The organism is Methanomassiliicoccales archaeon LGM-DZ1 (assembly GCA_030168595.1).
Lineage (GTDB): Archaea > Thermoplasmatota > Thermoplasmata > Methanomassiliicoccales > Methanomethylophilaceae > Methanomethylophilus.
Genome location: CP115556.1, coordinates 1427455 through 1440438, shown reverse-complemented (window position 1 = coordinate 1440438; position 12984 = coordinate 1427455). Strand labels below are relative to the sequence as shown.

The window sequence follows — 12984 nt, the reverse complement described above, 5'->3', positions numbered from 1 at the left end:
CCTTTTTCAGGGAAATCGTCAAGGATAATAAGACGCACGGTGGACATGCCGGCCGTCTTTGTCAGCAGGTCATCCGTATAACGTCATATTGAGGAACATGACCGATGCAAGCGAGAACAGGCACGTGAAGCACACCGTTCCGGACAGAGTCCCGGCGGCGAGCGCCTTCTGTCCGGCATGCCTCATAGAAAGCGTCAGGATGGCGGAGGACAGGGACAGCACCGCTCCCGCGACGATGGCGTACCCGAAGGGCCCGATGTTGTCCGAGAGGGACCCGCACATCGATGCGCTGTCGAAGCCGCGGGAGGACTCTAGGGGGCCTCCGGCACCGAATATCACATGTGCCAGATCCGTTCCGCCGTCGACTGCCAGGAAGAAGCCGGATATGAACACGGCCAGGCCCGAGACCAGGACGACCAGGGTGAGAGTCATGTCCCTGCCGGCAGGCCTCGCCCGAGGGGCGTCCCCCTCCTTGAAATCGCTGACCGCGCCTTTCCGATTCCTGTGCACGAACTGCATGAACAGGAACAGCAGCACCACTGCCGCCTGCGCCTCCGCGAACCCTATGTCCCCGACGAGCGCCATGTACTCCAGGATGACCGTGCCGGCGGCCACCGTGACGGTCTCGATCCTGCGGTTGAAGCTGAGGTTGTTCACATCGATGACCAGCACCGCCATCAGGAGCGCGAGGACCAGGGCGGCGACGGCGGACCCGTAGGTGTTGCGGGTCACGGCGGCGGGATCGGAGAACGCAGAGATGATGAACACCGTGAGAGGGCAGACCAGCCCGCCGGCGAGGAACCCCACATAATACGGCGAGACCCCGCTGTTGGGCGAGATCCACTTGACGCCCCTGGCGACCCAGACGGCACCCAGGATGACCAGGGCCATGCCTACAGGTATTCCTATGTACCAATCCACGGGGCGGTTAACGGCAGGAGATTATTAATGGGTGCGCATTCCGGATATAGAAAGGGGGTCGGACCATGGCGGACTACCAGTCTACGTTCAGGCGGGTCGAGATGAAGTACGTGATGAGCCCGGAGCAGAAGCGCGCCGTCCTGGATGTCCTGGACGGGCGCATGGCCGTCGACAGCTACGGGCGCACCGAGATCCGCAACATCTACTACGACACCCCCGATTTCATCCTCGCCCGCCGGTCCATCGAGAAGCCCGCCTACAAGGAGAAGCTCAGGACCCGTTCCTACGGGGCCCCGGGGCCGGATTCCCGGATATTCGTGGAGCTCAAGAAGAAGTACCTCGGGATCGTCTACAAAAGACGCCTGGCACTTCCGATCGCGGAGGCCGAGGAATGGCTGGACAGGGGAGGGAGCGGCCCCGATACCCAGGTGGGGAGGGAGATTTCCTACATGTTCAGGAACTACCCCGGCCTCGGCCCCGCGATGTACCTGTCGTACGAGAGGGAGGCGCTGCGCCCGCTGGACGATGCCCTCGACCTGAGGATCACCTTCGACGAGCGCATAACCGCCCGCCTGGACGGCCTGGACATATCCCTGCCGGCCGGAGGCACCGAGCTCATCCCCGGAGGGACCCTCATGGAGATCAAGACCGCGACCGCTATCCCGCTGTGGCTGGCACATACCATGTCCGAGAACAGGATCTTCAGGTCGTCCTTCTCGAAGTACGGCAATGCGTACAAGAAGCTCCTTTTCGACAGAGTCGACTGGGAGCTCTGCGACTGAACGCGCAGCATATCCCAGATAATGAGTTTTTACATGTCGGCTGTCAGTAATATCATATTCCAATTATTATTGACAAACATACTGGAGACATGTTCGCAAACCCTGTTAATTACACACATTCTGATATCAGTCCGAGGTTGGATAGCCTCGTCGTAAAAATACAATGGAGGAATATGTATGACAATAGACGATGCTCAGAAGACGAAGATGCTGTCCTACAGATGGATCATCTTCATTGTCCTGGCTATCGCGTACTTCTTCGTCTACTTCCACCGTACGACAGGAGGTGCGATATCCGATACCCTGCAGGACTCGTTCGAGGTGGGATCCTCCTCGATCGCCCTGCTCGCATCGGCCTACCTATACGCCTATACTCTGATGCAGATACCCAGCGGGATACTCACCGACAAGATGGGTCCCAGGAAGGCCGCCAGCATCTTCGTCATGCTGATCGCGCTGGGCTCTGTGCTGAGCGCTCTGGCCGACACTTTCAGCGAGTTCGACCTGATGATCGCCGGGAAGTTCCTGATAGGGATCGGCGCAGCGGTCGTCTACATTCCGATAATGAAGGTCCTGGCCGTCTGGTACAGGAAGAACGAGTTCGCTTCCATGAGCGGCGTCCTGCTCCTGGTCGGGAACGTCGGAGGGATCGCCGCGGCCACGCCGATGGTCGTGATGATGGACAGCCTGGGCATCCAGAACACCTACCTGGTCCTCGCCGTCATCACCGCTGTCATCTCGCTGCTCTGCTGGTACTTCGTCAGGAACCACCCCTCGGAGCTCGGCCTCCCGAGCATCGAGGAGATCGTCTCCGAGGAGACCGGGGAGCCTATCACCGAGTCCACCTCGGCCAAGATGGGCACCGTAGAGGCCCTGAAGCTGACGTTCGGCGGGGGCAGGAAGTTCTGGCCCCTCGCGATATGGTTCTTCTTCATGTACGGGACCATCATGCTCTGGCAGGCGTCCCAGTCCGGATCGTTCTACAAGAACATCTACGACTTCTCCAACACCGAGGCGTCGCTCATGGTCACCATGGTCGGCATCGGGATGGTGTTCGGGTGCCCCCTGGCAGGCATGCTGTCCGACCGCGTGTTCCATTCCAGGAAGAAGGTCATGGTGTTCGGAACGGCCGTGTACACCCTGGTCTGGGCGGTCATATGGCTGACAGCCGGCAACGACGGCATGGACAATATGGCGATACAGGGGGCCATCAACTTCCTGTTCGGGTTCTTCGGAGGGTTCTTCGTGGTCTCCTACGCGCAGATCAAGGAGCTCTTCCCGGTGGCCATGGCCGGAACGTCGACGGCGGCCCTGAACCTGTTCCCCTTCGCCGGAGGCGCGATACTCATCACCATCGGAGGGTTCGTGATATCCGACAAGACCCTGGGCGAGTTCCAGGACCTCTGGCTCATGGCGTTCGTCATGATGGTGATAGCCCTTGTGTGCGCTCTGCTCTCGGTCGAGAAGGGGCATGAGGACGAAGGACTGAAGCTCGGGAGGAGGACAGAGAAGAGCGACTGAAACCTGAGAACACCGAAACCTATTCCGGAGGAGCGTCCGCTCCTCCGTTTTCCGGCCCGCTTCCCCTCCGAGGGACGGCGGGCCGCGCCGGATCATTCCGGCCTGTAGACCCCGCCGTTATCGAGCATGGAGCGCTTGAGCTTCCACAGCTTCTCGGAAAGGTCGACGTAGTAGGTCTGGGGGTTGGAGAACCTCTTGACCTCGTCCCACAGGGTGCCGATCTGCTCTGCGCAGTAGCTCCTGATCTCTTTGAGCTCGGGGCTCTGGTAGACCTGTTTCCCGCCTTCGAAGACCTTGACCTGCAGGGGCCTGACGGTGAAATCGGTCAGGGTCTTCTTCTTCCACGGAGCGTCTGGGTCGAAGATGGTCAGCGGCCGGGACGGGTCGATCTCCTCGTCCGCGAGGCAGACGAGGTCTGCCAGGGCCTTCCCGTCTTTCTTGGAGAAGAGGCGGAACGTCCTCTTCAGCCCCGGGGTGGTGATCTTGACGACGTTGTTGGAGACCTTCATCTTGGGAACGATCTTCCCGTTCTCTTCCACGGCGGCGAGCTTGTAGACCCCTCCGAACACGGGGTTGCTGTGGCTGGTGATCAGCCGGTCCCCGACACCGAAGGAGTCGATGCAGGCACCCTGCTCGATAAGGTCCTTGATGATGTACTCGTCAAGGGAGTTCGACGCCACGATCTTGATGCCGGGCAGCCCCGCCTCGTCGAGCATGGCACGGGCCTTCCTGGTCAGGAACGCGAGGTCCCCGGAATCGAGGCGGATGCCGCCTTTGGTTATGCCGGCCTCCTTGAACGCCTTTATCGCATCAGGAACACCGCGCCCGAGGGCATCGTAGGTGTCCACCAGCAGGACGGCGTTGTCCGGGTACAGCCGGCAATACTGCCTGAACGCCTCGAGCTCCGAGTCGAACATCAAGACCCAGCTGTGCGCCATGGTGCCGCTCGCCGGCACTCCGAACCTCTCGTCGGACAGGGTGCAGGCGGTGCCGACGCACCCTCCGAGGTACGCCGCCCTAGCACCGAGGATAGCGGCCTCGGAACCCTGGGCGCGGCGGGACCCGAACTCCGCGACGCCCCTCCCGTCGGCGGCGCGGACGATCCTGTTGGCCTTGGTGGCTATCAGGGACTGGTGGTTGATCGTCATCAGGAGCAGGGTCTCCAGCATCTGGGCCTGCGGCGCGGGCGCGACCACGGTGACGATAGGCTCCATGGGGAAGATGGGCGTGCCCTCGGGGACCGCGTACACGTCGCCGGAGAACCTGAACTTCCTGAGATATTCCAGGAACCTCTCGGAGAACACTCCTTTGGAACGGAAGTACTCGATGTCCTCCTCCTCGAAATGCATGTTCTCGATGCGCTCTATGGCCTGCTCGAGCCCCGCCATGATGGCGAAACCGCCGCCGTCCGGCACATTCCTGAAGAACATGTCGAAACAGACCTTCCTATCCTCCATCCCGGATTCTAAGTAACCGTTGGCCATCGTGTACTCATAGAAATCGCAGAGAAGCGAGAGGTTTTCCTTGTTCATGCTTAGTGCGGCTATGCGCCGGCCGATTTTAATTTTCTGCACGGACAGAACGGAACCTGTGTCCGCTTCTGCCGGCGGTCGCTTCAATCAACCGAACGTTTCCGCATCTCTTGAGGCGGAAAGGCGACCCATAATCAAAAAAATGGCCCGAATTTCCTGCACATCAGAAGAAGATAACGGCGTATGACTGACTCGGAAATATAAAACACAATTGATCTGTCAATTCTGTTTTACGATACGATTAAATATTGTTGGATGTATATTCCAATATGTATGAATAGTGATATTAGGCGATATAATGAAGAAGAATCATAAAATATACATTACAATTTTATCATTTGTACTCCTGATAACAACAATCGCGTATATTGCATTGGATAAGGATGAAGGATATCACGAGTATCGGAATCCAGTCAATAACGGACTCGCATCGCTCACTAAATTTGATGCGGCATGTTCCGATGCCGGCACTTCTGTAGAGGGAATAATCTTCCTTACACGGGACAAGAACTCACTGAGTGCAACCATCGTTGCCGATTTGATCGTAGGTGGGGCGGATGATATGGGGGTAGAATTCTCCATTCCTGCCGGACTTGATGTTGACAAAGTCCTATGCAGTTTCAATGATGACACTTCATCAAAATATGCTTACGTTAGAGCGTGGCCGGACGGTGGGCATTCCATCTACATAGCGAAGGCCAATGGATCTCCAGAAGTAATTACTGTCGGAGGATCCGGAACGGCTGTGATAGAGCTCCATTTGAACGGAAAAATTAAGTTGGAAGATATCGACTCGTTGGACTTCGTCATTTTAACAGCGAATAAGACGTACGATGATATCTCAATACAGATAACGCATTGATATTGTTATGATGATCAAATCGTATAGTGAATTGAATGAAAAAATTCAAAAAACCAAATAGACAGTTGAAAGAAGTAAAATTACATGAAGCCCACAATCACGCTAATAGAGAATAACATTAGTTATGCACCTGAATTTAAAGGCAGATATATTGGCCATAGCCTCGAACCCTGTCCATGAACATGAACCGTTGCATTCCATCTCTTTAATGTTCTGCACTGTCTATTGCATCACCGCCATATCGGCTATACTTCCTGGGGCATGCGAACATCACCGATATCCCATCGCCGTCCGTGACCCTGGCCATGTTGGTCTGTTTCAGATCCTCCCCGTCGCAATTGTGTCCCACTGCACCCAGACATCCATTCTGGAACATGTGGACCGTGAGAATGGATGCCATGCAACAGAATCTGTACAGAGTCTGATCGGAACGGACTGACAATACGGTCAGCAGACGTCGATCGATGTGATAAAAAGGTGGACAGGGCGAGATTCGAACTCACGACCTCTACAATGCCAATGTAGCGATCTTCCAACTGATCTACCTGCCCAGTTGATGAACCCTTGATTATATGGTTGTATTTATAGATTCTCAAGCCGCGGAGGCTGCTGGGAGAACATAGTGCCAGTATCCGGCTCACTCTGTGTCGAGACGGGCTTGGAAACGCTGGACCTCGCCGTCTATGCGGGTAGGATACCCGCCCGTGACGCAGGCGAGGCAGAGCTCCGATTCGGGCTTGCAGCACGCCTCGACCAGGCCGGGGACGCTGATATAACCGAGACTGTCGGCGCCGATTATCTTCCTGATCTCTTCGACATCATGCTTGTTGGCGATGAACTGGTCCCTCGTCTTCATATCGACCCCGTAATAGCAGGGGGCGATGATCGGCGGGCACCCGATCCTGACATGGACCTCGACGGCGCCTGCGTTCCTGAGCATGGTGACAAGCTGTTTCAGAGTGGTGCCGCGGACTATGGAATCATCGACGATGACGATCTTCTTGCCGCTCACCGTGCTCTTGATGGGGTTCATCTTGGTCGCAACGGCCTTCTCCCTCTCCTTCTGGTCGGGGAGGATGAAGGTCCTCTCGGCGAAACGGTTCTTCATGAAGCCCTCCTCATACGGGACTCCGGACTCGTTCGAGAACCCGATGGCGTGCGCCCTCCCGGAATCGGGGATAGGCATGACGAGGTCGGCATCGGGGCACGGGTGCTCCCTGGCCAGGATCCTCCCGATGTTCCTGCGGACCTGGTATACGGACATGCCGTCGATGACGGAATCGGGCCTCGCGAAATAGACCCATTCGAACATGCAGTACGCCCTGTCGGTCTTTATCCTGGGAGGATAGGATTTTATGCCGTCCTTGGTCAGCTCCACTATCTCCCCCGGCATGACATCCCTGACGATCTCCCCGCCGAGGGCATCGACGGCGGCGCTCTCGGAGACCACCATGTACCCGTCGTCCAGCTTCCCGATGATGAGGGGCCTGATCCCGCAGGGGTCGCGGATCCCGAACAGGCGCCCGTTGATCATGAGGGCGAGGGCGTAAGCGCAGCCGATCTCGCCCATGGTGGCGCGGATGGCCGCGATGTAGTCCCCGTTCTGCCCGAGGTTCTTGCTGAGGATCTTGATGATGAGCTCGGTATCGGAGCTGGTCTGGAAAGCGGACCCGGACTCCATGTACTTCGCTTTCAGCTTGTCATAGTTGGTGATGTCGCCGTTGTGCGCTACAGCGATCATGCCCGCCGAGGCCACCATGGTCATCGGCTGGGCGTTCTCGATCCCCTTGGAGCCAGTGGTGGCGTACCTGACATGGCCGATGCCGGTCTTGCCGGAAAGGTTCTCGATGCGGCTCTTGGGAAGCGCGGTCTGGACCAGGCCGACGTCCTTCACCGTGCTGATCTTCATCCCGTCGTAGACGGAGATCCCCGCGGAATCCTGTCCGCGGTTCTGGATTATCATGAGGACCTTCTGCAGAGAAGGTACCACGTTATGATCGGCAGCGATGCCGACTACTCCGCAGTGATGCCGAGGTCCCATGATGATCCGTTGAACAGTTTCTCCCGATCTTTTCAGTCGCGGATCTTGGCCCATTCGTAGGACCTGATCCTGGCGGTCTTGCCGTAGCCGCAGGAAGCGCAGTAGCCCTTCCTGACGTTGTACGAGCGCTTTCCGCACCTGCGGCAGGGGATGTGGGTCTTGAATTTGTTGTGCCTTCCCTGTGCTGCTGTACCTGCTCCCATTTCGAAGTCTCCTTTATCGTTTATGCGGCCCCGCCCGCAGGTGTGCCGTCTCCGCGTCCTTCAGGCGCTCTGTGCGCCATGGCCGCAGCCTATCAGGCATGCGATAAAGCAGTCAGTATTAAAGGTTATCCTATTAAAAAGGGGCCCCGGCAGGGATCAGACGAACGCTCCGATGGCAGGCGCGTCCAGGCGGTCCATGTCGTAGAAGATCACCGCGTCCCTGATGCCCCTGGCCCCGAAGCCTGTGCCGAAGAACCTGTCCAGGAGGGCGGTCCTCCACAGGATGTCGAGGACGGCGGTGGCGATGCTCCCGTAATAGGCGTTGGCCATGTCGTCAGCATACCCGTCGGCGTCGATGAGCCAGTAGACGCTCCCGAGGAAGCTGTCGCGGCCGTTGAGCACCCTGATGTAGTCGGCGAGGACCTTCCTCCCCTCGTCGTTGGGGACGTTGATCCTTATCGTCTTGGGTGACGCCGTCCCCTTCCTCTCCAGGTTCCCTTCGCCGTCCAGGACATTCCATGCGACCTCGGTCTCGGTGGCCGAGAATATGTTCCAGGAGAGGTCCTCGCCGCAGTACACGGGAAGGTTGACCGGGTCCTCCGAGGACAGGGACTCCATGGCGGCCGCGCGGGCGGCGTCGTTCAGGTCGTTGATGTCGTAGGCCGCTCCCCTGAGGGCCCCGGAGATGGACATCTCGGAATCTGAATCCGAGAGGGCGAGGATCTGGGATATGAACCCGAGGTCCGTGAAATCGTCCAGGTGCTCCGAGACGGACATCCTGAGCATGGACGAATCGGCCATGACCCCGGCGGCGCGGGCGTTGGCGTAGAACTCCTCGTAGACCGCGGACGCGTCCTTCACCGCTTCGGACAGCCGTCCGGAGGCGGCCGCCACGATCGCCTTCGCCTCGTCCAGGGCGGAGGCCCCGCGGCCGGTCCACAGCCCGCGGCAGGAGAGGTCAAGCTCCACCTGCACGCGGTCCGAGGCGTAGAGATGGTACGGGTACTGCCTGCAGTATGTGGTCCGGTGATCGTACACGCTGCAGCGCCGGTCCCCGTTCAGGAAGACACAGGACCCGCAGCCTTTCTTGAGGGCGAGGGCGGTGTAGGGCTCGGGGCCCCTGGTCCTCACCAGGTCCTTGGGATGGTTCTCCTTGAAATAGACGCGCTCGGAAGGCAGTACCTCCGGCTGGCACAGGCAGCACATGCCGCAGCCATCGATGCATTCCGCCTTCTTCCCGGCGACCTCGGAGTAATCAACCACGTAATCGGCCACAGACATCCCTTCCGAGGGGCTCCGCGCAGGGCTCCCCTTCTGAGACCTGTACCTGGCCCCTTATTATAACGGTATCGGGGAACACCGCGCGCATCCCCTGGTACGGGGTGAAGCCGGCCTTGGAATGCAGCTTGGAGGCGTCTATCTCGGTGACCCTGCGCATGTCGAAGATCGCGAAGTCCGCATCGTACCCGGGCTCGATCCTCCCCTTGGGCTGCGAGAATATCCTGCCGGGGTTCTCGGCGCCCATGGAGACCAGCTGCCGCAGGGGTATCTCCCCGGACCTCACCATCTCGGCGGCCATGGGGATCTGGGTCTCCACGCCGGGGATGCCCCCGGGCGCCGAATCGAAATCAGCAGATTTCTCGTCCAGGGTGTGCGGGGCATGGTCGGAGCCGAACATGTCGATCCCCCCGCGCCTGAACAGCTCCCGGAGCCCGTCGCGGGACGCCTTGTCCCTGATGGGCGGGTTGACCTTGTAGAAGGCGCTCTCGTACCTCCCGGTGTAGAAAGTGAGGTGGTGCATGGCCACCTCGGTGGTGAAGCCCAGGCGGTGCGCCTCCTCGGCCTGGGGGGCGTTGGTGCAGTGGCAGATGTTGATCCTGTTGGTGCCGGAGTACCTCGCCAGGCGCCTGAGCGCCGAGTACTCCGCCTCGGCGGGGCGGTCCCGGAGATGGTCCTGGCAGCATCTCTCCTCGATGCCCTTCGCGATGAAATTATCATCCTCCGCATGCACGCTGACCACCTTGCCGGTGCGGGCGACCTCCGCCATGACGTCCGGGATCTCCGAATCGTCGTTGAAGAGGATGTTCCCGGTGGTGGAGCCCATGAAGAGCTTGAAGGCCGGCACATACGGTGCCAGGAGAGATGCCTGGCACCCCGGGGTGAGGGCGGCGAACAGCCCGTAGTCGGTGTACGAGCGCCCGGCGACCGCGGCCTTCTTGCGCATGAGGGTATCGATGTCCGTGACCGCCGGCTTGGTGTTCGGCATATCGAGGACGCAGGTGACGCCCCCGCAGAGGGCCGACAGGGACCCTGTGGAGAAGGTCTCCTTCTGGGTCATCCCAGGATCGCGGAAATGGACGTGCGGGTCCATGAACCCGGGGAGCACGGTCATGCTCGACCCGAGCTCGATCCTGTCCTCCCCTCCGGACACCAAGCTCCCGACGGTGACTATCTTCCCGTCGGTTATCCCGACCTCGGTGTACTTCAGCTCCCCTCCGCGGTACATCCTGCCGCAGAGGACGGTCTCCGGCTCCTGGGTCATACCCTGACGACCTTCCCGCACGGGGCCTCCTCGGAGAACACCTCGGCGGAGAACCTGCTGAACTCGATGACCCCGGAGAGCCAGGCATCGTCCTGCAGGCCGGCCTTCTCGCAGAGGTTGGAGAGGTACTCCTCGGCGTTCCAGCCCTGCTCCCCCGGGACCTGCGGGAGGAAGACGGCGCTGCGGCAAGACTTGGCGTTGCGCCGGCAGTTCAGCAGCAGGCCGTCCCTGCCGAGGACGATCATCCCGGGAAGGTCCCTGGGATCCGAATATTCTATCTTCTCGGGCGGGGTGAGGACCGAGACCTCCACGGTGCACAAGGCAGGCTCGTTCTCCCTGAGCGCGGGGAAGCGGGGGTCGTGGCAGACATCCCTCGCCGCGTACATCAGGGCCTGGCGGGCGGGATAGACGGGCATGACGATCCCGATGCATCCCCTGAGCCTGCCTTCCTTCTCCAGGGTCACGAAGACGCCGCTCTTCTCATCCATGGAGGCCGGGAGGCCCTCCGGAGGGACGATGTCCCTGCCGGCCGCCTCGGCCTCCACCATGGCCCTGGCCGCCCTGACGACGGCGGCCCCCTCGTCGTCCGTGAGCAGGCTCATTCCTCCTTGCTCTCTCCGTCCTTTTCCTTCTTCCCGGAAGTGTCCGTGATGTTGATCGATATGGGTGTGGGGCCGCCGGCGGGCCTCTCGCTTTCAGTCCGGCCGTTCCCGCTCTCCTCGCGGTAGCGCGGCGCGTCCGGGTTCCTCTTGCTCCGGCAGTACTCGTTCTTGCGGCAGTACTCGATGTTCTTGCTGCGGTCGGCGCTGTCGGCGAAATCCTTCATGAACTCGGGCGCGTTGCTGCTCCTGAGAAGGGAGTTGAGCGCCATCCAGGCCTCCAGGCCGGCCCCGACCAGGTGCTGCTGGAACTTCGGGTCGGTGAAGGGGCTGAACACGCGCTCCATGTCCTCGTTGGCGTACCTGCGGATGCGGTCAACGTCGTCCCTGATGTTCGCCCTCGCCTCGTCCGCCGCATCGAAGGCGTAGCGGCGCTCGTCCGCGTACCTGTCGCGGATGCGGTCCCTGGCCTCGCGGGAGCGCCTGTAGGCGTACTCCTCCTGGTCGCGGGCGAAATCCGCCGCCCTGTCCCTGGCGTCCCCGAACGCACTGTAGGCGCGGTCGGCGGCATCGTCGTAGGCGGTGCGGCGCTGCTCCTCCTCGGCCTCGCGGGCCATCGCCGCCCGGTACCTCTCGTCCGCCGAGGCGCGCCTCTCCTGCTCCTCTATGCGCCCGCGCATCTCCTCGAAGCGGGCCCTGTCGGCGGCCTCCTCCTCGGCCTTCCTTTTGGCGATGATCCTATCGATCATCTCCTTGTTCTCTTCCTCGAACTTCCTGATGTCCTCGTCGTTCGCGCCGTCTGCCATGGTCATTCCTTCCTGAATTTCACTATGAGGGCCTGGCCGCCGAAGTCCGCTCCCACGATATCCGCTCCGGAGAGGGATGTCGGGAGGGACACGGTGCGTTTCTGGCTCCCTGCATGGATTATGATAGTGTTCTCCTTGCCCTTAAAAAGTTCCACCTGGTCCTTCGGGACGAAGGGCATCTTGATCCTGAGCTCGGTGAGGCCGTCCGGGCCGGTGGAGAACTTCATCGGGCTCTCCGAGCTGTAGGTCTCTATGGGATCGGAATCGCCGAAGATCTGGTCCGCCAGCATGCACAGCCTGTCCCTCCCGCGGACCTCGGTGTTCATGAGGTATGCCTTCATCACCTTCAGGCCGGAGAAGGACTCATCGATCATCTTCATGTAGCCGTCCTGCTCGGAGAGCTTGGTCTTCATGAACTCCCCGTCGGCGTCCGCCGGGATGACCTTGTTCACGATCAGGCACTCCACGTTCTTATTGTACAGGCACATGTAGGAGTACGAGCGGCGGGTCTCGTTGATGGCCATCCTCTCGGGGTTGAGGACGAGCCTGACGGTGGTGTTCTCGGGGTCCTCGAGGATCCTCTTGACCTGCTTCATCTGGTCCTTGAGCACCATGACGGAGTCCATTACCTCCTTGGTCGGCAGCGGGAAGTCCACCATATGTCCTATAGTCATCCTCGCCAGCCCCATGAGCCTGGAGACGACGGCGAAGACCTTGTCGATGTACCAGTTGGAGACATCCGGGAACGAGAGAAGCCTGAGGGTCTCCCCGGTCGGAGCGGTATCGATGACCACGACATCGTACCTGCCCTCCTTCTCGAACGTCAGGACGTAGAGCAGGGCCGCCACCATCTCCATCCCCGGGAGGATGGCCATCTCATCGGCGGTGATGCCGTCCAGCCCCTGGGAGAGCATGAAGGCCTGAAGGTACTCGCTGATGGAGTTCCATTTGGTCTTCATCTCGTGGACGATATCGATCTCCAAGGCATCCAGGTTGGGCGCCACGTTGACAATCTCCGGGCCCAGCCTGACATCGAGCGAATCCCCCACCGAGTGGGCGGTGTCCACGCTCATGAGCATGGTGCGGTGGCCCTTCTGTGCCAGACGGAGCGCTGTGGCGACCGATACAGAGGTCTTGCCCACGCCTCCCTTGCCGTTGTAGATGATGAGCCTCAT

At 60.1% G+C, this 12984-nt stretch carries 12 protein-coding genes and 1 tRNA gene; 3 read left to right on the top strand and 10 right to left on the bottom strand.

The genetic code is table 11. The features are described 5' to 3' along the window. Positions 1-69: 69 nt before the first annotated feature. On the bottom strand, positions 70-921 hold the full coding sequence (locus tag O8W32_07270) for a hypothetical protein (protein ID WII08963.1): 852 nt from the start codon (positions 919-921) through the stop codon (positions 70-72). Between the two features lie 65 nt (positions 922-986). On the opposite strand from O8W32_07270, the gene O8W32_07265 reads away from it, so the two are divergent. Both O8W32_07265 and O8W32_07260 read left to right on the top strand, forming a co-directional pair. After that, complete coding sequence (locus O8W32_07265; GenBank protein WII08962.1) at positions 987-1703, top strand: polyphosphate polymerase domain-containing protein; 717 nt, start codon at positions 987-989, stop codon at positions 1701-1703. 177 nt (positions 1704-1880) lie between these two features. Beyond that, a complete protein-coding gene (locus O8W32_07260) occupies positions 1881-3224 on the top strand; it encodes an MFS transporter (protein ID WII08961.1) in 1344 nt (447 codons plus the stop codon). Positions 3225-3316: 92 nt separating this feature from the next. Here O8W32_07260 and O8W32_07255 read toward each other — a convergent pair whose 3' ends face one another. Continuing rightward, entirely contained in the window at positions 3317-4756 is a 1440-nt protein-coding gene (locus O8W32_07255; protein ID WII08960.1) for a nicotinate phosphoribosyltransferase, read from the bottom strand. Between the two features lie 298 nt (positions 4757-5054). Here O8W32_07255 and O8W32_07250 point away from each other — a divergent pair, with 298 nt between their 5' ends. Then, on the top strand, positions 5055-5618 hold the full coding sequence (locus O8W32_07250) for a hypothetical protein (GenBank protein ID WII08959.1): 564 nt from the start codon (positions 5055-5057) through the stop codon (positions 5616-5618). A gap of 478 nt (positions 5619-6096) precedes the next feature. On the opposite strand, the gene O8W32_07245 is transcribed toward O8W32_07250, so the two are convergent. The 8 genes from O8W32_07245 to O8W32_07210 form a co-directional block, all read right to left on the bottom strand. Next, positions 6097-6169: transfer RNA gene (locus tag O8W32_07245), tRNA-Ala, on the bottom strand. 86 nt (positions 6170-6255) lie between these two features. Next, complete coding sequence (gene purF, locus O8W32_07240) at positions 6256-7608, bottom strand: amidophosphoribosyltransferase (GenBank protein ID WII08958.1); 1353 nt, start codon at positions 7606-7608, stop codon at positions 6256-6258. Positions 7609-7691: 83 nt separating this feature from the next. Beyond that, positions 7692-7862: a 50S ribosomal protein L37e gene (locus O8W32_07235; protein WII08957.1), complete on the bottom strand. Its 171-nt coding sequence runs from the start codon at positions 7860-7862 to the stop codon at positions 7692-7694. Positions 7863-8018: 156 nt separating this feature from the next. Further along, positions 8019-9143 (bottom strand): YkgJ family cysteine cluster protein, encoded by a 1125-nt coding sequence (locus O8W32_07230; protein WII08956.1) that lies wholly within the window; start codon positions 9141-9143, stop codon positions 8019-8021. Next, positions 9118-10404, bottom strand: a complete 1287-nt coding sequence (locus O8W32_07225) for a dihydroorotase family protein (protein ID WII08955.1) — start codon at positions 10402-10404, stop codon at positions 9118-9120. Before O8W32_07225 ends, O8W32_07230 begins: the two co-directional genes overlap by 26 nt. Then, positions 10401-11006: a TIGR00296 family protein gene (locus O8W32_07220; GenBank protein ID WII08954.1), complete on the bottom strand. Its 606-nt coding sequence runs from the start codon at positions 11004-11006 to the stop codon at positions 10401-10403. The genes O8W32_07225 and O8W32_07220 overlap by 4 nt, the downstream gene beginning before the upstream one ends. Next, positions 11003-11809, bottom strand: coding sequence for a hypothetical protein (locus O8W32_07215; protein WII08953.1), 807 nt, complete (start codon positions 11807-11809; stop codon positions 11003-11005). Before O8W32_07215 ends, O8W32_07220 begins: the two co-directional genes overlap by 4 nt. A 2-nt stretch (positions 11810-11811) precedes the next feature. Continuing rightward, positions 11812-12984 (bottom strand): ArsA family ATPase, encoded by a 1173-nt coding sequence (locus tag O8W32_07210; GenBank protein WII08952.1) that lies wholly within the window; start codon positions 12982-12984, stop codon positions 11812-11814.